This window comes from Bacillus sp. VA15, from assembly GCF_055721145.1.
In genome coordinates this window covers 19,440-38,136 of sequence record NZ_JBVQPQ010000013.1, presented here as the reverse complement: position 1 = coordinate 38,136, position 18,697 = coordinate 19,440, and the positions used below count along the sequence as shown (strand labels likewise).

General features: G+C 43.2%; 18 protein-coding genes and 2 tRNA genes. All 20 read right to left on the bottom strand.

Annotation, left to right across the window (positions count from 1 at the left end; translation table 11 throughout):
* Positions 1 to 69: 69 nt before the first annotated feature.
* A complete protein-coding gene (spoIIE, locus tag AC0DBE_RS20945; protein WP_061187558.1) occupies positions 70 to 2,553 on the bottom strand; it encodes a stage II sporulation protein E in 2,484 nt (827 codons plus the stop codon).
* Positions 2,554 to 2,752: 199 nt separating this feature from the next.
* Positions 2,753 to 2,824, bottom strand: a tRNA-Glu gene (locus AC0DBE_RS20940).
* A 9-nt stretch (positions 2,825 to 2,833) separates the two neighbouring features.
* Positions 2,834 to 2,910, bottom strand: a tRNA-Met gene (locus tag AC0DBE_RS20935).
* A 168-nt stretch (positions 2,911 to 3,078) separates the two neighbouring features.
* Positions 3,079 to 3,465, bottom strand: coding sequence for a S1 domain-containing RNA-binding protein (locus AC0DBE_RS20930; RefSeq protein ID WP_003218379.1), 387 nt, complete (start codon positions 3,463 to 3,465; stop codon positions 3,079 to 3,081).
* 80 nt (positions 3,466 to 3,545) lie between these two features.
* Positions 3,546 to 3,923 (bottom strand): cell division protein DivIC, encoded by a 378-nt coding sequence (divIC, locus tag AC0DBE_RS20925; RefSeq protein ID WP_003242110.1) that lies wholly within the window; start codon positions 3,921 to 3,923, stop codon positions 3,546 to 3,548.
* A gap of 17 nt (positions 3,924 to 3,940) precedes the next feature.
* Entirely contained in the window at positions 3,941 to 4,576 is a 636-nt protein-coding gene (gene yabQ / locus AC0DBE_RS20920; RefSeq protein ID WP_472963642.1) for a spore cortex biosynthesis protein YabQ, read from the bottom strand.
* A complete protein-coding gene (yabP, locus tag AC0DBE_RS20915) occupies positions 4,573 to 4,875 on the bottom strand; it encodes a sporulation protein YabP (RefSeq protein WP_014112309.1) in 303 nt (100 codons plus the stop codon). Before yabP ends, yabQ begins: the two co-directional genes overlap by 4 nt.
* Before the next feature lie 78 nt (positions 4,876 to 4,953).
* A complete protein-coding gene (locus AC0DBE_RS20910) occupies positions 4,954 to 5,214 on the bottom strand; it encodes an RNA-binding S4 domain-containing protein (protein WP_003218370.1) in 261 nt (86 codons plus the stop codon).
* 2 nt (positions 5,215 to 5,216) lie between these two features.
* Positions 5,217 to 6,686 carry a bifunctional methyltransferase/pyrophosphohydrolase YabN gene (gene yabN, locus AC0DBE_RS20905; protein ID WP_472963638.1) on the bottom strand — a complete coding sequence of 490 codons (1,470 nt, stop codon included), beginning with the start codon at positions 6,684 to 6,686 and terminating at the stop codon, positions 5,217 to 5,219.
* Complete coding sequence (locus tag AC0DBE_RS20900; RefSeq protein ID WP_472963636.1) at positions 6,676 to 8,274, bottom strand: putative polysaccharide biosynthesis protein; 1,599 nt, start codon at positions 8,272 to 8,274, stop codon at positions 6,676 to 6,678. Before AC0DBE_RS20900 ends, yabN begins: the two co-directional genes overlap by 11 nt.
* Positions 8,275 to 8,456: 182 nt before the next feature.
* Positions 8,457 to 8,993, bottom strand: coding sequence for a stage V sporulation protein T (gene spoVT, locus AC0DBE_RS20895; RefSeq protein WP_003218365.1), 537 nt, complete (start codon positions 8,991 to 8,993; stop codon positions 8,457 to 8,459).
* Between the two features lie 134 nt (positions 8,994 to 9,127).
* Complete coding sequence (mfd, locus tag AC0DBE_RS20890) at positions 9,128 to 12,661, bottom strand: transcription-repair coupling factor (protein ID WP_087987611.1); 3,534 nt, start codon at positions 12,659 to 12,661, stop codon at positions 9,128 to 9,130.
* Positions 12,662 to 12,730: 69 nt separating this feature from the next.
* The gene (fin, locus tag AC0DBE_RS20885; protein WP_014112305.1) at positions 12,731 to 12,961 is read right to left on the bottom strand and encodes an anti-sigma-F factor Fin; all 231 of its coding nucleotides are present in this window, start codon (positions 12,959 to 12,961) and stop codon (positions 12,731 to 12,733) included.
* A gap of 59 nt (positions 12,962 to 13,020) precedes the next feature.
* On the bottom strand, positions 13,021 to 13,587 hold the full coding sequence (gene pth, locus AC0DBE_RS20880) for an aminoacyl-tRNA hydrolase (protein WP_014112304.1): 567 nt from the start codon (positions 13,585 to 13,587) through the stop codon (positions 13,021 to 13,023).
* A gap of 107 nt (positions 13,588 to 13,694) precedes the next feature.
* Positions 13,695 to 14,312, bottom strand: coding sequence for a 50S ribosomal protein L25/general stress protein Ctc (locus tag AC0DBE_RS20875; RefSeq protein ID WP_087987610.1), 618 nt, complete (start codon positions 14,310 to 14,312; stop codon positions 13,695 to 13,697).
* Positions 14,313 to 14,396: 84 nt separating this feature from the next.
* A complete protein-coding gene (locus AC0DBE_RS20870; RefSeq protein WP_003218353.1) occupies positions 14,397 to 15,350 on the bottom strand; it encodes a ribose-phosphate diphosphokinase in 954 nt (317 codons plus the stop codon).
* A gap of 22 nt (positions 15,351 to 15,372) precedes the next feature.
* Positions 15,373 to 16,743 (bottom strand): bifunctional UDP-N-acetylglucosamine diphosphorylase/glucosamine-1-phosphate N-acetyltransferase GlmU, encoded by a 1,371-nt coding sequence (gene glmU / locus AC0DBE_RS20865; RefSeq protein WP_053407025.1) that lies wholly within the window; start codon positions 16,741 to 16,743, stop codon positions 15,373 to 15,375.
* Positions 16,744 to 16,935: 192 nt separating this feature from the next.
* A complete protein-coding gene (gene spoVG / locus AC0DBE_RS20860) occupies positions 16,936 to 17,229 on the bottom strand; it encodes a septation regulator SpoVG (protein WP_003218346.1) in 294 nt (97 codons plus the stop codon).
* 195 nt (positions 17,230 to 17,424) lie between these two features.
* Complete coding sequence (gene ridA / locus AC0DBE_RS20855) at positions 17,425 to 17,802, bottom strand: 2-iminobutanoate/2-iminopropanoate deaminase (RefSeq protein ID WP_003218344.1); 378 nt, start codon at positions 17,800 to 17,802, stop codon at positions 17,425 to 17,427.
* Complete coding sequence (gene purR, locus AC0DBE_RS20850) at positions 17,799 to 18,656, bottom strand: pur operon repressor (protein ID WP_003218342.1); 858 nt, start codon at positions 18,654 to 18,656, stop codon at positions 17,799 to 17,801. The genes ridA and purR overlap by 4 nt, the downstream gene beginning before the upstream one ends.
* Positions 18,657 to 18,697 lie beyond the last annotated feature (41 nt).

Here is an 18,697-nt window from a genome sequence, read left to right as displayed (position 1 = left end):
AGAATACGAGGATTCTCAGATTCATATATTCCCATCTTCGCCAGAAGAAATTTGATTTATACGGAAGCGTTATGAAATTTCTTGTTTGTTTTGAAAGATGGCCGGAACAGGGATGGATGCCCACTTCGGTGTATTGTGGTCAATCCGGACGACAACAACTGTCATATCGTCCTCAATTTGGCCGGATCTCGTGCGGATGACTTCCTCCATGAGCAAATCGGCAATCTCCTGCGGGTCATTTGTTTTTAACCCTTTCATTTTGCGTTTCATCCATAAATCATGATTTTCTACATGCTTAGGGCCCTCAAATATGCCGTCACTCATCATAATCAAGAGATCACCCGCTTTCAACTGCTCACTCACAACCTCCACATCGAATTCATTAATAATACCGATTGGCAGATTGCTCGCTTGAACTTTCATTACCTGGTCGCCCCGTTTGATAAAGCTAGGCGTCGATCCGACCTTCAAAAATTTACAGCTTGCATCTTGTAGATCGATAATAGATAGGTCAAGCGTGGAATATATCTCATCAGTTGTCCTCAGGGACAGTATGCTGTTGATCGTTTTAATTGCTATTTTTTCATCAATGCCGGATTCAAGGATTTTCTCAAGAAGCTTGATCGTTTCATTGCTTTCGAAGTGCGCCCTTGCGCCATTGCCCATTCCGTCACTGATTGCCGCAGCATATTTTCTGGCACCTAGCTCCATCATGCTGTAGCTGTCGCCGGAGACAAGGCCGCCGCCCTTCGCAGCGTGAGCCGCACCTGTAGACACCCTGTATGATTTAGTTGATCCAAAGGCGACATGACTGTATCCATTCGGATGTGGAGAGTGTTGTTCGGCTTTCACAAGAATTTGTTCTTCCAGAATATCAGAAAGCATAGGCGCAATGATTTTTTCACTTTCTCCATGTCCGCTGAACGGAATGGTCATTTCAATGTCGATATTTCCTTGTTCAAGACTATATATCTCCACATGCTGAATCTCGATTCCGAAATGCTGAAGTGCCTCTATGATTTGCTCTTCCTGCAGAAAGTGCTGTTCCCGCTCTCTTTTTATTTCCCGAGAAAAGTCTGCCATGACTTCAGAAACACCTAAAAGCTGTTCAGCAACAAGGCGCCTGCTGTCCTGCACTTTTTGCTTAAGCGTCAAATGGGCATGATGATGTGCGAGTTCATCCTCAATCAGCTCTTCAACCTGCTTTGATTTAGAACAATGCTGATGAAACTCTTTTTTCAGCCTTCGGTTTGATGCATATTCTTTTTCTTCTGTTTCAAGCATAACTTGTTTCATTAAGTCATATGTTTTATCAAAGTTCTGTACCCAGCATCTGTTTTTCTTGTAGCACGTCTGACAGGAATGCTCCGTGATCTTGCTTAAAAACAAATCAACTTCGCTGTCATCTGTCTGTTCGTCAGATGCTTGGTAAAAGGTTGCAAAGCTTTCAGACAGCGCGTGGAATACATTAGAGAACTGGTCTACCTTTTGAGCAGTGACATCTCTGATTTTCCTAGCATATTGCTGCTGCTCTTGAAGATGCTCCACAGTTCCCGGAATATATCTCGCCACTTTCTTTGTAATCGATTGAGGTGTAAGCAAAAACAGGCCGACTGCAATTAATGACTCATAGAGCGTTGTCATCAGACCAGCAGAGCCTTCACCATATAAAGAAATAAGAAGTGATCCAACGATCAGCCCGATTGCTGCGCCTGCCTTTTTTCCTTCCTTCAGCAAACCGCCTAATAAACCGGAGAAAGCAAGCAGACTCATTTGATAGAGGTTTCCGATATTCGCCAAGCCAAGAATCAGACCGGTCACGACACCAACCGTACAGCCAATGCTAGCTCCACCAATAAAGGAAAAACTCAATACGACATAACGAGCCAGTATATGTTCTGCCTGCATCCCTTGGTAGGACAAGCCGGCAAGCCCCGTCAAAACGGAAGCAATGAGTATCATAAAGCAAATGATTTCTTCTATTTTTAATGATTGTTTTACTTTTTTTACAGTGAAAACCGGAAGGCTCTGAAGGAAAATCAGCGTTAAAATAAAGGATAGTCCAGCTTCAACGACAGCCATCACATAATCATAGGTTGTAAACGCGCCATTTTGGGCGTAAACAAACCCGGCTCTTGCTGCAGCCATGGAGAAGAACACGACAATCGGGAGTGCTTTCACGCGATCGTCGGTGATGAAGGAGGCTACTTTAGAAAATACGAAGAATGCCAGTAATGCGGCTAGTATGAGCAATGAGTGCTTCGGAGAAATGGTCAGCGCACCTGTAAGCACAGCCAGCACCGCATAAAGCGCCTTGTCTCTTCTGATAAGAAGCATCGCCCCAAAGAAAGGAAGTGCGAAAGGAAGCACCTCGGATAATATGAAAGCCCGTCCAAGCAAAAATCCGATGACGACATAAATGAATCCTTTATAGAAAAACAGTGAATGCAAATGATGAGTCACCAGCTTCGTGCCCCTGTTAAAAAAAGATTGGAGTTTTTCCAAAGCTTGTCCCGCCATTGGCCCGTTCACTCTTCTTTCTGCTTTTTCCATTTCTCTCATCTCCCACCTGTTATATTCGTTGCCTGTCATTATAGCGAAAGCACAGATAGGATTTTGTCAAAAGAAGGTAACAATACCAAAGAAATCTTCGACGGTTTCTGCCTTGATATTCGTTTATCAAAAGAATTTCCGGAATGTTGTCTAAAAATGAAAAAAATCGGCTTCTGCAAGAGAAGCCGATTTTTCAGGATGACCCGTACGGGATTCGAACCCGTGTTACCGCCGTGAAAGGGCGGTGTCTTAACCGCTTGACCAACGGGCCAAACAAATATGGTAGCGGCGGAGGGGATCGAACCCCCGACCTCACGGGTATGAACCGTACGCTCTAGCCAGCTGAGCTACACCGCCATATTGTTTTGTGCTTCTAAGCACAAGTTATATAATACAAAGGTTTGTCCTTTTCGTCAACAGAAACTTTAATGTTATAATTTTCTGACTTTTGGAGCGGGTGAGGATAATAAAAAAAGCATCCGTCGGGATGAACGGATGCTTCATTTATTTATAGAAAGCAGCAAGTTATCCTCTTCTTGCTCCGCGCCCTCCACGTTTTGATTCCGTATTGCGTTTTAAAGATGACAAGCGATCTTCGCTGTCTTTTAAAAACTTATTCATTTTCTGTTCAAAAGATTCTTTCGGACGGAAATCATTTCTAGGTCTGGCTTGCGGACGGTCTTTAGCTTTTTTAATAGATAAACCAATTTTCCCGTCTTTTTCAACGTTGATGACTTTCACTTCAACTTGGTCGCCGACTTTTAAGTGATCGTTAATGTCTTTGACATAGTTATCAGCTACCTCACTGATGTGAACGAGACCGGTTGAGCCTCCAGGCAATTCAACAAATGCTCCAAAATTTGTAATACCTGTTATTTTCCCTTGCAACTTGCTGCCAACTTCAATCGACATAAAAAAAGTGCTCCTCCTTAGGCTTATAAAAAGATCGTTTGCTTAATTATACCTAAATAAAAATTTAAGTGTCAACAAGGCTACTTGCTCTTCTTCTCCACATTGAAGATAATTTCTCCGTCTCCAGACATGAATAAGTCTCTTCTGGCAAGCTCTGTGACGTAATCCTCATCCTTCAATTTGGATATTTCTTCTTTTAAATCCGCTTGTTTTGTCTTTAAACTTTTCAGTTCTTTTTCAAGCTGTTCTTTCTTTTCTTCTTTTGCGCTAAGGGAAGATGTTTGGGACCATACAGAGCTTGCCAGCACAATTGCCGTCAGGAATACTAGGGCGCCGAATACAGTCAACCGTCTGTACAGCCCTTTGCGTCTTCTTTTCTTCAGCTGATTCTGCCGTTCTACTTGTTCTTTATAGTCGTTTTGTATTTCAGTTATCGTTCGTTCTCTGGAAAAATTCAAACCAGACGGTCCTCCTTTCATCTCTTCAAAAAACGTGTAATGGTCGTTCTTATGGTTACCAATAGTTTCTTCTTCTTTTTGAGAAATCCTGCACCTTTTTCAAAATAACGTCTAAAAGTATGACGCATTTTTACAGGAAGAAGTTTCATACATTGTTTTGCGATAAAACGGATCGGAAAACACAGAACCATGGCTATTTTATATAGACACGACGAGAGAAAAACGATTAGGCGGTATGTTTTCTTTGATAAAAACGCCGCCAGCCAGATGACCGCTCCGCATGTCAACACAATAGGACGAAATAACACGTGCTGAATGAGTTTTTTGAAGAATTGATAAACAGAAACAACAAGGTAAATGACGAATTTCAGTATTTTTATATAGATTCGTTTGCAAAGGCTCTGATACGTCGCAACGCCCAGCAGAACCGCTAAAAAGATATACAGCCTGAATTCTCCCTCATTTACATGTAGCAAGACATAAAAGAAAAGCAGCCCTTGCACAATCCAGAAAAGAATATCATGAATAAATAATAGCCATCTGGCTGTTTTGGCACGAATGACAAAGAGCCGGTATGTATCAAGCGACGCCCCAAGCCAGAGGCCCATACCGGACATCGCCAGCATTGTATAGAATTGTGTCGTTAGCGTCATTTAAACAACTTGCTAAAAAACCCTTTAGCTTTATCCCCTTGTTGTTCGTCTAAGTACACTAAATCAAATACCCTGCCTTTAATAGAAACAATCCCTTTTTCAACATCTAGGTTTTTCATCTGAAGGTTTTGGCCTCTGACTGAGAGCATTCCCATCACCGTTTCCAGCAGGAATTCTTCGTTATCAAAGCTCTCCACTTGCTTCACCCCAGAAATATCTAAATGCTTCCGGCCTTTCATTGTCACATCATGCTGTTCCGGAACAGACGAAGAATCTTTTTGATCATAATATGAATTCATCTATTCAGCCCCCATATCCTCGATACTTTTAGCATTATTACTGCATTGTATGAGGCGGGGGATTTTTTTAGAACAAGCCTATTCGCCGAGTTTTTCTTCCTTTAGGATCGTATACATGTTTGCAGCTTCTTCTTTTTTCGTCGTGTCTTTTAACTCATTTACTTGAACCGTTACAAGCTTTTGGCCGAAGCGGACCGTTAGTTCATCTCCCGGTTTTACGTCAGAGCTTGCTTTGGCCTGGTTTCCGTTAATAGCGATGCGTCCCTGGTCAGCTACTTCCTTTGCTAGTGTACGTCGTTTGATCAGCCGTGATACTTTTAAAAATTTATCTAATCTCATATTTACGATCTCCTCTCAGTTTCTTTTGCTTCATTCCACAGTTTGTCCATGTCCTCAAGAGACATATCAGCCAGCTCGATTCCCTTTTCCTTCGCTGTTTCCTCAATATACGAGAACCGTCTCCGGAATTTGTCATTGGTCATGGCCAGCGCTTCCTCCGGTTCTATTTTGTAAAAGCGGGCTACATTCACAAGTGCAAACAAAATGTCGCCAAACTCAGCCTTGAGATTGTGTTCATGAGGATCTTCAGAAACCTCAGAAGAAAATTCCTTCATTTCCTCGCTTACCTTTTCCCAAATATCGCTGACGTCTTCCCAATCAAAACCAACCTTTGCTGCTTTTTTCTGAAGTTTAGCAGCTTTCGAAAGAGCTGGTAGGGTTTTCGGCACACTGTCTAATAATGATGCTCCGGATGTGTTTTTTTCGGCTTTTTTTATGTCTTCCCAATTTGCCAAAACATCGTGTTCATCCTGAACCTTAACATCTTTAAACACATGGGGATGTCTTCGGACCATTTTTTCACTGATTCCTTTTATGACATCATCAATTGTGAAATAACCTTCATCTTCACCAATTTGCGCGTGAAGTAAGACCTGAAGCAAAACGTCGCCAAGCTCTTCGATCATATGGTCTGTGTCTTCTTCATCGATTGCTTCGAGAAGTTCATAACATTCTTCAATCATGTACTGTTTTAATGACTGATGTGTCTGCTTTTTATCCCACGGACATCCATTAGGCCCGCGAAGCTCTCTGATGATGCTTCGGAATGCAGAGAATTCGTGATAAAGCAGCTTCTCTTCTTTAATCGGCGGAATATACACACTTGTTAAGTTATTCAAGGCGACATTACGGTCCAGCTCAAATAAAGGCACTGCCTGAATCTCCTCATCACGGCTCCCAGCCGCTGTCACGATCACAACCTCATAATCATCAGGCAGCTTCTCCATCAATGTCAGCTTGACTTCAGAAGCGGTCATTTGGTCGTAAACCTGACAAATGATCAGGTGATGTCTGAGCTCAAGCTCATCCGCGGACAACGTGCCGGCATCCACAAATTGAAAACCTTCAATCGGGTCGATTTGCAAGGCATTGAATGTGGCATCAAGAAAACTTTGTCCTCCCGCAACTTTCACTTGAACATTTTCCTCTACCTGCCGCTCCGCCAGCAGCTGTACTGTTTTTTCTGCGACAAAAGGGTGTCCCGGTACAGCATAAACCACGTCCTCACGCTGCGCCTTCTCAAAGAGGATATCTACAATTTCCTCATATACTGCATCGAACTGGTCATGTTTCTCATATATATCGTCAAAAAAACGGATGTTCTTCGTTTCTTTTTCAAGCTCCTGAATTAAAGGGTGATCCTTGGTTCTGACATACAGCGTATCTGCCTTCGTCAGCAGCTTATGTATACCAATTGTCAATTGGTCCATGTCTCCGGCACCTAGTCCGACGACTGTAATATTACCCGCCATTTTGTTCTCTCCTTCTTATGATTTTGCTTAACTTGCTGCCAAAAGGCACACTGTTCAGCTCTTCATCTGTAAATATTCCCAATTTCATCATACAATAAATAAACACCGCGCCACCAATGGCAACAGCAGAAAGACTTTCAATCACAGCCGCTCCTCGTCCTGCTGCAGGAATCAAGAAAGTCCAGAGGCGCATATACGCAAGCAAGACAGCCGACATCAAAAGGGCAGATCCAATGAGCGGAATCATAATGCCTCTGATCTTATCGAGCCATTCCTTTTGCCGAAGCTGATACAAGTTAAGGCCGGCGACAGCCGCAAAGGAAGCCGCTGTTGCAAGTGATGCACCTTCAATCCCGTAGCGGGGAACCAAAAGGGTGTTTAACACCCATTTCACTGCAACACCTGCGCCTACCGCTATCGCAGGAAAAACTGTGTATCCTGCGCCCTGCAAAACTGCAGCTGCTGTAACTGCCAAGGATGCAAACAAAATGGAGCAGCTGAATACTTGTAACGCAGCTGTCCCTTCGCCATTTTGAAACAGCATGATATTGACCGGCTCAAGAATGCAGATCAATCCAGCCGACGCTCCTGTACCCAGCACAAGACATAGTTTTAAAGAAGACGTGACTTTTTCTTTCATGATCTTCAACTCTTTGTTCTTTACGGCCTTAGAAATATACGGAACGAGTGACGTCGCAATGCTCACCGCGAAAACTGAACCGAGCTGCAGCAAGGGCTGCCCCCGATCATAAATCCCCTTTAGGCGTTTCGCCTCTTCGCTTGCCTCACCGTCCGAAAGCAAAGCATATAAATTCAAAGCATCGACAAGCTGGATAAACAAAAGAAGCAAACTGCTTACACAAATTGTAACCGAATATAAAAGCAGTTTTTTCGTCAATTCTTTTGTTGTTATGACGTTTTCATTTTGCCTATCCGTTTGGTTATCTCTGTTCGCTTTGAACCAAAAAAATCCGAGTATCATCAACGCAACGAAACTTCCGGCAAGAGACCCGGAAGCGGCTGCCGCCCCTGCAGTATAGAGCGAGGCCCCCTGTTTGACGAGCCAAAATGATAAGACCAAGAGCACCACAACCCGCAGAAACTGCTCTGTCATCTGCGATAAGGCTGACGGGAGCATATCTTGCCGCCCTTGAAAACCGCCTCTAAGCAACGCGACAAACGGGAACAGCAGAAATGCAAACGCAGTTACTTGAATTAACACGGCTAGATGTGAATCTCCCATAAAAAGTGCGATTGGAACAGCACCCATATATAAGCAAAGAAATAATAAAACACCGATGATAGACAAAAACAACGCTGATATTTTTAATATGGTGTGATGGCTTTTTTCACTATAATCATTCATCAGTTTCGAAATAATGACCGGAAATCCTGATGTGGACAGCATGACCGCAATACCAAGAAAGGGATATACCTGCTGATATATATAAAATCCAACATCGCCGACAATGTTTTGAAACGGGACTCTGTAAACGGCGCTTAGTATTTTTGAGATGACGCCTGCCAGAATTAAAACAAAAGCCCCCTGCCAAATCCAATGCCGTTTAACGCCTATTGAATCATCCATCCAAAAGCTCCTTCCCAACGTCAGGGGCAATACGGTTCACGTATTACCGCGGCACAAATAAAAACGAGGTTATTATACCACATCCCAACCCTTGGAATCCTTTTTGGGCATGCATGAAAAAAGAACAGCTTCCCAAGGAGAGCTGTTCTTTTCATACCTATTTTCGATAAAAGGAATAAGACCTACTGTTCCATTTGACGAGCCAAAAATCCAGCTGCTGTCTCAACGGCTTTATGCTCTACTTCGCCCATTGTCTGATCCTTTGAAAAAATCACCACAGCGCCTATCGGATCGCCATTCGCCACAATTGGGCCGACAGTATATGAATTCATGTCCTCATCTATGCCATTAACAAGCTGTACTGATTTTGCATCACTCTCAAGCACGGAACTGCGCTGATCCATTGTTCTTTCCAGCATTTCGCTGATCGACTTGTTCAAGTAGTCTTTTTTCGAACTGCCCGACACGGCAATATATACATCACGGTCACAAATCAGCACTGAATGGCCGAGACTGTCGTAAAGCGCGTCTGCATACTCCTTTGCAAAGTCTCCAAGCTCACTGATCGGAGAGTACTTTTTCAAAATCACTTCTCCGTCACGATCTACAAAAATCTCAAGCGGATCGCCTTCCCTGATTCTCAGAGTTCTGCGAATTTCTTTAGGAATTACGACCCGACCTAAGTCATCAATACGACGTACGATACCGGTTGCTTTCATCTCTGGTGCCTCTCTTTCATTTGATGGTTATACATGTGGGAAAGACCTAAAGCAGTTACTTTATGTACCTTCCGCCTCGCTTGAAATTAGTATCCGTCACATCAAATGTAATATACACCAGAGAGTAACAAAATTTACGTTGATGAAATGGTTTGCTTTTTCACATCTTTTAAGCCCTTCAGCATGCCCAGCACGGTTTCGAGCCATTCATCGGCACTGCGGCCTTTTGTCTGTATGGAGATTTTGAGTTTTTTGCCTTCCATTCCCAGTCCGATTTGTCTGCCATATTTATTGCCGAGCTCAAACAGCTTCTGACCGTCAATTTCCGCACTTGCTTCTTCAGAAATCGTCAATCTGACCGTATCTTTATCCTGCTTAATCAGCTCAACACGTTCATGTTTCGCATAAACCTTCATTTCCGCAACAGTAAACAAGTATTCGACTTCTTTTGGATAGTTTCCAAACCGGTCGATCATTTCGTCTTGAAGTTCATTCTTCTCTTCGATTGTAGCCACAGACCTGAAGCGTTTATACATATCTATTTTCTGTTTGCCATCTTGAATATAGGTTTCAGGAATATACGCATCAAGCTCGACATCAATTTCTGTTTCAAACTGCACCGACTTCGCTGTATCTCCTTTACGCTCTTCAATGGCCTCCTTCAGCATTTGTGAATAGAGGTCAAATCCGACCGAATCGATAAAGCCGTGCTGCTGAGCACCAAGAAGATTCCCGGCTCCGCGAATCGTTAAGTCACGCATTGCAATTTTAAAACCGGAACCAAGCTCTGTGAACTCTTTAATAGCCTGTAGCCTTTTTTCAGCCACTTCTGTCAGCACTTTATCCCGGCGGTACGTGAAGTACGCATACGCCACACGGTTAGAACGGCCGACACGTCCCCGCAGCTGATAAAGCTGAGAAAGACCCATTTTATCTGCGTCAAATACGATCAGCGTATTGACGTTCGGGATGTCTACGCCTGTTTCAATAATGGTTGTGCTGACGAGAACGTCTGATTCTCCTTCAAGGAAATTCAGCATAACGGTTTCTAGTTCGTTTTCTGTCATTTTCCCGTGCGCATACGCCACCTTCGCGTCAGGGACAAGCATTGAGATCTCATCCGCTTTCCGCTCAATATCCTCTACCCGGTTGTACAAGAAATAGACCTGTCCTCCGCGTGCAAGCTCACGTTCAATCGCCTCTCTGACAAGGGCGCCGTTGTATTCCACAACATATGTCTGTACGGGGAAGCGGTTTTCCGGCGGAGTCTCGATGACTGAAAGATCCCTTACGCCAAGCATAGACATATGCAGCGTACGCGGAATCGGCGTTGCTGTTAATGTTAATACATCAACATTGGCTTTGATCTGCTTGATCTTTTCTTTATGGGTTACACCGAAACGCTGCTCTTCATCAATGATAAGGAGCCCTAAGTCTTTATACACGACATCTTTTGATAGCAGCCGGTGCGTCCCGATAACGATATCAACAGTACCGTTTTTCAATCCTTTGATCGTTTCGTTCGCTTCTTTTCTCGTTCTGAATCTGCTGAGAAGTCCAATATTAATCGGATATTCCTGGAAGCGCTCAGTAATGGTTTCATAGTGCTGCTGTGCCAAAATCGTTGTTGGAACGAGCAGAGCTACCTGCTTTCCGTCACCGATCGCCTTAAACGCGGCACGTATGGCAACCTCTGTTTTCCCGTAACCTACGTCTCCGCACAGCAAGCGGTCCATCGGACGTTCTCTTTCCATATCCTTTTTGATTTCATGAATGGAACGTAGCTGATCCTCAGTCTCTTGATAAGGGAACGCTGATTCGAATTCACGCTGCATTTCATGGTCAGGAGAAAACGCATAGCCCTTGCTCGCTTCCCTTTCGGCATACAGCTTAATTAAATCATCAGCAATATCCTGAACGGATGTCTCTACTTTTTTCTTGACCCGTTTCCATTCGCTTCCGCCTAATTTATACAGCTTCGGCTCTTTTCCTTCAGATCCGACATATTTTTGCACCTGGTCAATTTGTTCTACAGGGACGTAAAGCTTGTCGCTTCCCTGATAATGAATATTTAAATAGTCTTTATGGATTCCATTGATTTCAAGAGTTTCAATCCCTAAGTACTTTCCGATCCCGTGATTAATATGAACGACATAATCACCGATTTGGAGCTCGGAATAGCTCTTAATGCGCTCAGCATTGGTAAGCTTCTGTTTTCGAGGCTTCTTTTTCACACGGTTTTTGAACAGTTCTTCTTCCGTAATAACAGCAAGCTTCATCAACGGCAGCTCAAATCCCGATTGGAGCTCGCCTTCCATGATATAGACCTGTCCCTGAACAAGCGCTTTTTTGCTGTCTGTCATAGCGGCTTCGATCTCATAATCAGCCAGAACAGATGATAATCTCTGTGTGCGTTCCTTGTTTGCTCCTAAGAATACAACGGTGAAGTTGGATTTTTTAAAGCGCTCCATTTCACCCGCAAGTACGTTCATTTGGCCATGGAAACTCTGCATTTGTCTGCTTGATACATTGACGATATTCTGCGGACTCGTATGGTGTACATGCCGTAAAAATAAAGAATAGTACAGCAGAGGCCGTTTTTGCTCAGCTACTATTTTTTGGAAGTTAAATGACAAACTGATGTCATGCAAAATCTTCCCTTCTTCAAGAAGGTTTGTTATAAACTCCGCTTCTTCTTTTTGAAGCTGCTCTTCCATCTCATGAATCCGGCTGACTTCATCCAAAATCAGAAGTGTGTTTTCAGGTGTATAATCTAGTAAACTAGCAGGCTTTTCATAGAAATATGAGAGATACTTCACCAGCTCCTGATCTGTCTGGCCTTCAGACAAGCGTTCTTTATCGTGAGAAATATTCGCATGAAGAATTTCTTTTTGCTTGTCGACCTTTAATTTTTTCAGGCTTGCGGCAAGACCTTTATCGATTTTCTCCATCGCCCGCGCTTTTTCTTCAGGTCTGATAATCAATTCCTTTGCAGGACCGATATTGATCGAGGTAAGGGTCTCAATTGACCGCTGATCATCTGAGTTAAAGCTGCGGATTGAATCCACTTCGGTGTCAAAAAGTTCAATTCTCACCGGATGCTCTGAAGTCAGCGGGTAAATGTCAATGATTCCTCCGCGAATACTGAATTCCCCAGGTGCTGAAACCATATCAGAACGCTCATATCCTACCTCTACCAGCTGTGATGCAAGCTGGTCGGGTTCGATGTCATGGCCCACTTGAATATGCATTTGGCTGTTTTTCCAGACCTCTACAGGTGGCAGCATTCTTCTGATTGCAGCTACCGGAGCAACAACAATTGGCGCTTCTCCATTCGTTAATCTATTAATGACATCTAATCGCTGCGCACGCAATTCAGGGCTTGCGACTGCGATTTCAGATGAAATGAGTTCATTGACGGGGTACAAAAGGACAGACCGATCCTCTAGAAGTGAAGTCAGATCATCCGTTACTTTCTGGGCTTGATATAAGTTATGGGTGATTAGAAAGATAGGCTTATTCGTTTCATTAGCCAGGGCAGAAGTAAAAACAGAACGCGCGGAACCCGACAGACCCGCGAGCAGCTGTTCCTTCAGCCCCTCGTGTAAACCGTTGATGATGGATTTAAAATCATCGCTTTCTTTTATAAAGGTTTGAATGTTGTCCATATGGCCCCTCCTCTCTGTTTCCTGTGAGAACAGAAAAACGCTTTGGTCTAGTGTCTACACCAAAGCTTTTTATTGAATAAATGTGTGATGTTCGTGGTACTGCGGATTTCGGTCAAGCGCCTCTTGGCAATCTTCACATATCGTCGAAACATGGACATCTCCATTTTCTTTATAAGAAATCATATCGTTTCTTTCCTCGTTTGTTAAGTGCTGAAATCCAAGTGAGTCAGTCGATACCATGGAAGATTCGAGACTGCCTACTTTCACTCCGCAATGACGACAATAATAATGCAAAGCCATACAAGGGACCTCCTGATGAAAAAGTCATTTTGGTGTAGTATGGACTTTGTTGATTCATTTTATACCTTTGCGTTAAATTCGTTCATGACTTCTAAAAACGGTTTGCTCAGAGAAGCTTCACAAGCCTTCACAGACTTATCGATCGCTCCATCAATGTCGGGTGCCTCCTCCTTGGTGAAGGAGCCTAACACATAATCAACGACCTTCATGCCGTTTACAGGCCTGCCGATTCCGATGCGGATGCGGTCAAACTCGGATGTTCCAAGATGCTGGATCAGTGATTTGATGCCATTGTGCCCTCCGGCGCTTCCTTTCGTTCTTAAACGGATCTTGCCAGTCGGAAGATCGAGGTCATCGTAAATGACTGTCAAGTCTTCGTTATCGACATCATAATAGTCCATTAAAGGCCGCAAACATTCTCCTGATAAATTCATATATGTAAGCGGTTTAACAAGTAGAACCTTTTTGCCGGAAACAAATCCGGTTCCGTATAATCCGTTAAATTTATTTTGGTTCAGCTCAATATTCCATTCCTTTGCAAGCTGATCTATCACCATAAACCCGACATTATGCCGTGTATTTTCATAGTTCTTCCCCGGGTTTCCGAGACCGGCTATCACAAGCATGGCGAATCCTCCCTTAGTCACATAAACTCCCGTCTGCATAAGCGGGCTATAATTCTTCTCATTCTAGCACAAAAGACGTAACCACGGGAGGGTTACGCCTTAAGCTATTATTGTTCTTTGTTTTCACCTTCAGGCTGAGCATCGGCAGATTCCTCTTCATCTATCTCAGCTGCTTCCTGTTGCTGTGGAGGAAGGATAGAAGCCACGACCTCATCTGATTCATGATTAAAGGAGTAGTCACCGCCAGCAGGCAAATCCGCAATTGTCAGTACTTCATTTACATCGAGGTTTGAAATATCAGCCTCAATCGTTTGCGGAATGGCTTTTGGCTTAGCCTTTACAGTGAGTGCATATAGCGGCTGCTGCAACACTCCTCCGTTTTTCACTCCAATGGCTTCTCCAGTCAGGTGAATCGGAACTTCCACCTCAATGTCTTCACTCATATTGACCACTTGAAAGTCTGCATGAGTGATTTCATTTTTCAGCGGGTCCGTTTGCAGATCTGTTACCATGACAGAATGTTTTTCTCCGCTGACATCAAGCGTGATGACTGTATTTTTACCTTCGTCCCTCAGCGTTTTGATCAGCTCCACACTGTCTAATGATACAGGTTTGTTTCCCGTGTCTTTCCCATATATGATACCTGGAACATGTCCTGATGTACGGATACTCCGAAGAGACGAACGAGTAAAGTCCGTTCTTTCTTTTGCCGTTAACGTTGCCATATTCAGCACCATCCTATTATCGTTTTATTGTCCTATTACAAACAATACCCATAACGATAAGGATTTAAACCTCAAAAAATCGGTTTAGCTGAACAGATAGCTGACTGATTGCTGCTCATGAACACGAATAATCGCTTCAGCCAGAAGTGGTCCGACAGAAAGCTGCTTAAACCGTTCAATTTTCTTTTCTTCAGGAAGCTTGATGCTGTTTGTCACAACAAGCTCTTTAATTGTTGAATTATTAATCCGTTCAACAGCTGGGCCTGATAGTACAGGGTGTGTACAGCATGCATATACTTCTTTCGCTCCGTTTTCAACGAGCGCATTAGCAGCAAGTGTAATGGTACCTGCAGTATCGATAATGTCATCGATAAGGATAGCGGTCTTCCCTTCGATATTACCTACAATATTCATGACTTCCGCCACGTTTGGACGCGGACGGCGTTTATCGATAATCGCAATCGGTGCTTTTAGTCGGTCAGCCAGTTTGCGGGCGCGTGTCACACCGCCGTGGTCTGGTGAAACAATGACGATATCTTCAAGGTTTTTGCCTTCAAAATATTCTCCTAAAATCGGTACACCCATTAAGTGGTCAATCGGTATATCAAAGAATCCTTGAATTTGCGGCGCATGCAGGTCAAGTGCAATCACACGAGTTGCACCGGCTGTTTCAAGCAGGTTAGCAAAAAGTTTTGCTGTGATTGGCTCACGGGATCTTGCTTTTCTGTCTTGACGTGCATAACCGTAATAAGGAATCACAATGTTAATCGTTTTTGCTGAAGCGCGTTTTAACGCATCTACCATAATCAGCAGTTCCATAATATGCTCGTTAACGGGGTCACTTGTAGACTGGATGATATAACAGTCACATCCGCGAATACTTTCTTCGATATTAATTTGGACTTCCCCGTCACTAAATCTTGTGACAGAACATTTCCCTAATTGAACTCCAACTATATCTGCGATTTCTTTTGCAAGCTCTGGATTCGAATTCAAAGAAAAAATCTTTAAATTCTTATCTCCGTATTGATTAGACATGGATAAACCTCCGAATTTAGGATTATTTTTTATGAATATTTTTCACATAATCGTCTTTATTTACTTGTCTCGCTCTGGCAATAGCAAGCGCTTTTCCAGGTACATCTTCCGTAACAGTTGAACCTGCTGCAACATAAGCGCCTTCTCCGACTGTGACAGGGGCAACCAAGTTGGAATTGCAGCCGATAAACGCGCCATCTTCAATTTTCGTCAAATATTTATTCTTTCCATCATAATTGACAGTTATTGAACCGCAGCCCAAGTTTACATCTGTGCCTACCTCAGCATCACCGACATAGCTTAAATGCGAAGCCTTGCTTCGGTCTCCGAATTGAGTCTTTTTGATTTCAACAAAATTTCCGATCTTCACTTCATTCCCGATGACAGAATCAGGTCTGATGTGAGCAAAAGGTCCTATGTTTACATCATTCCCCACTTTACTGTGATTGACTACCGATTGTTTAATAACCGTACGGCTGCCAATGGAGCTATTCATAATCTCCGTATGAGGTCCGATAATCGTATCTTCTCCGATTTGCACCTCACCTTTAATCACAGTTCCGGGATAAATTACAGTATCGCTTCCGATGACAGCGTCAGGAGAAATATACGTATTCATCGGGTCAATCAGCGTTACGCCATTTTGCATATGCCGTTTATTAATACGCTCTTTCATAAATTGTTCTGCCTGAGAAAGAGCAACTCTATCATTAACTCCGAGCGTTTCTTGGAAATTATCAGTCTGGTAAGCGGCAACAGTTTCGCCTTCGTTTTTAAGAATCTCTATGACATCCGGCAAATAGTACTCGCCTTGAGCATTATCATTAGACACCAGATCAATGGCCCGGAATAGCGCTTCATTATCAAAACAATACGTACCGGTATTGATCTCAGTCACAAGACGTTCTTCTTCAGAGGCGTCCTTATGCTCAACGATTTTTTGAACCGCTCCGTTTTCGCCGCGAATAATGCGGCCGTATCCGGTTGGATCTTCTGCAACCGCAGTTAAAATCGTAGCTTTCGCTTCTCTTTGTGTATGTTCTTTCAGCATCTGTTCCATTGTCTCTGCTGTTAAAAGCGGCGTATCTCCGCAAATGACAATCGTAACGCCTTTTTCGTCAGCAAGAAATGGCTGTGCCTGTTTTACAGCATGAGCAGTGCCAAGCTGTTCTGCTTGAAGCGCGTACTCGCTTTTTTCACCAAGCTGCTTTTTCACTTCTTCCGCACCATGTCCGACAATCGTGACAAGCTTCGATAAAGATAACTTTAAGGCTTCGTCCACGACGTGCTCTACCATAGGCTTACCGCAAACTGGATGAAGGACTTTATAAAGCTTTGATTTCATTCTCGTTCCTTGTCCAGCCGCTAAAACAACTGCAAACCGCTTATCCATTTATTGGCCTCCAATATCCCTTTTATCCATAGAAAAATATATCCTAAATATCTTCTGATTTCAAGGAGACTTCATGAAGTGCAAGAATTTTCTATTGAACGCAATTAAGTTTGAAAAATCAGAATTAAAAAAGGACCGCCGGCAAAAGGCTTTTGTCAGCCCTTTCAGCAGTCCTTGCTTTTTGGTTATTTTTTAAGAAGCTCCAGCTTCTTCGAATTCTAATGCTTCAGTGTCACCCAGACGATGATACTCATTTAACACGGCATCTTGAATCTTTCCTCGCGTGCTTGAATTAATAGGATGAGCGATATCGCGGAACTCTCCATCAGGGGTGCGTTTACTCGGCATCGCAACGAAAAGACCATTGTTTCCATCAATCACACGAATATCATGAACAACAAATTCGTGATCCAGCGTGATGGATGCAATCGCTCTCATGCGACCATCGGTATTCACGCGGCGTAATCTTACGTCAGTAACTTCCACAGTAGTTCACCACCTTTTCCCTATATAAAAGCATTAGTGTATCAATTCCACGATTTTTTCTGAAATCCTGCATGTTTTTAAAATATTTTTTGAAAAAATAGGATATAGTTACACAATTAGGTCATAAAGCTTTCATTTCGGGCATAAGGTAAATAAAAAAGTGATTCCGAGCTCACCCAGAATCACTTTTTCTTATTATTTTACCAATGCAATAACTTCGATCTCGACCAGTGCGTCCTTCGGGAGCCTCGCGACTTCAACACAAGATCTCGCCGGTTTGTGAGTGTCAAAATATTGTCCGTACACTTCGTTTACTTCCGCAAACTGTTCCATATCCGCGATAAATACAGTTGCTTTTACAACTGTTTCTAAAGAAGCACCTGCTTCTTCCAGCACTGCTTTTAAGTTGCTGAATACTTGATGAGTCTGCTCCTTAATATCACCGTTCACCATTTCGCCTGAAGGAGTCAAAGGAATTTGCCCTGAGCTGTAAAACATATTATTTACGATAATCCCTTGTGAGTAAGGCCCGATTGCCGCTGGGGCATGTTTTGTGTGGACTGCTTTTGTCATGATTCCGTCTCTCCATTCTTTAAAAGATTGTCTTTAAAAAAACGCAGAAAATTGCCATTCTGAATTTCAATGGACTTCTCTTTCATGTTGATGGTTGAAAGAGTAAGCAGTGACATATATTCATCAACAAGACGTTCATCTACTCCTTCGGCTTCAACTAGGACGCCGATCCCCGCCACATTCGCGTTAAACTCATCCAACAGGTTAATCATACCATTAATTGTGCCGCCTGCTTTCATAAAGTCATCAATAATGAGTACGTTTGAACCCGTTTTCATGCTTCTTTTCGCAAGTGACATCGTTTGAATGCGGTTTGAGGAGCCTGAGACGTAATTAATGCTGACTGTGGAGCCTTCTGTTACCTTGTTGTCTTTGCGAACGATGACGACAGGCACATTCAGATAGCTCGCAGCTGCGTACGCCAGAGGGATGCCTTTCGTGGCAACGGTCATGACAACATCAATTTCGCGCTCTGCAAACACAGAAGCAAACAGCTTCCCTACCTTGGAGAGTACAGATGGCTTTCCTAAGATATCCGTTAAATATACATAACCGCCCGGAAGGATACGCTCAGGATTTGCCAGCGACTGTCCAAGTGTCTGCACAAACTCTTCAGCTTCAGCCTGCTTCATTTTCGGAATATATTTGACGCCTCCGGCAGCTCCGGGAACAGTAAGCAAAGTACCGATCCCCTGCTGCTCGAAGGTTTGCTTAATAATTGTTAAATCTTCACTGATCGATGATTTTGCAGATTCATACCGCTCAGAAAAAAAGGTTAGCGGTATTAACTCGTGCGGATGGGTTAACAAGTAATTTGTTAAGTCCACCAATCTGCCGCTGCGACGAAACTTCATGAACTTACCCCCAAAATCCGAATATTTTAAGATCAATATAA

What these genes read in the sequence shown, in the direction of transcription:
- mfd (WP_087987611.1), bottom strand. Translation starts at nt 12,661, where the DNA reads ATGGACAACATTCAAACCTTTATAAAAGAAAGCGATGATTTTAAATCC.
- AC0DBE_RS20900 (WP_472963636.1), bottom strand. Translation starts at nt 8,274, where the DNA reads ATGGATGATTCAATAGGCGTTAAACGGCATTGGATTTGGCAGGGGGCT.
- yabP (WP_014112309.1), bottom strand. Translation starts at nt 4,875, where the DNA reads ATGAATTCATATTATGATCAAAAAGATTCTTCGTCTGTTCCGGAACAG.
- fin (WP_014112305.1), bottom strand. Translation starts at nt 12,961, where the DNA reads ATGGCTTTGCATTATTATTGTCGTCATTGCGGAGTGAAAGTAGGCAGT.
- yabQ (WP_472963642.1), bottom strand. Translation starts at nt 4,576, where the DNA reads ATGACGCTAACGACACAATTCTATACAATGCTGGCGATGTCCGGTATG.
- AC0DBE_RS20910 (WP_003218370.1), bottom strand. Translation starts at nt 5,214, where the DNA reads ATGAGATTAGATAAATTTTTAAAAGTATCACGGCTGATCAAACGACGT.
- ridA (WP_003218344.1), bottom strand. Translation starts at nt 17,802, where the DNA reads ATGACAAAAGCAGTCCACACAAAACATGCCCCAGCGGCAATCGGGCCT.
- glmU (WP_053407025.1), bottom strand. Translation starts at nt 16,743, where the DNA reads ATGGATAAGCGGTTTGCAGTTGTTTTAGCGGCTGGACAAGGAACGAGA.
- pth (WP_014112304.1), bottom strand. Translation starts at nt 13,587, where the DNA reads ATGCTTGTGATAGCCGGTCTCGGAAACCCGGGGAAGAACTATGAAAAT.
- AC0DBE_RS20875 (WP_087987610.1), bottom strand. Translation starts at nt 14,312, where the DNA reads ATGGCAACGTTAACGGCAAAAGAAAGAACGGACTTTACTCGTTCGTCT.
- yabN (WP_472963638.1), bottom strand. Translation starts at nt 6,686, where the DNA reads ATGGCGGGTAATATTACAGTCGTCGGACTAGGTGCCGGAGACATGGAC.
- spoVT (WP_003218365.1), bottom strand. Translation starts at nt 8,993, where the DNA reads ATGAAAGCAACCGGTATCGTACGTCGTATTGATGACTTAGGTCGGGTC.
- purR (WP_003218342.1), bottom strand. Translation starts at nt 18,656, where the DNA reads ATGAAGTTTCGTCGCAGCGGCAGATTGGTGGACTTAACAAATTACTTG.
- spoIIE (WP_061187558.1), bottom strand. Translation starts at nt 2,553, where the DNA reads ATGGAAAAAGCAGAAAGAAGAGTGAACGGGCCAATGGCGGGACAAGCT.
- AC0DBE_RS20930 (WP_003218379.1), bottom strand. Translation starts at nt 3,465, where the DNA reads ATGTCGATTGAAGTTGGCAGCAAGTTGCAAGGGAAAATAACAGGTATT.
- AC0DBE_RS20870 (WP_003218353.1), bottom strand. Translation starts at nt 15,350, where the DNA reads ATGTCTAATCAATACGGAGATAAGAATTTAAAGATTTTTTCTTTGAAT.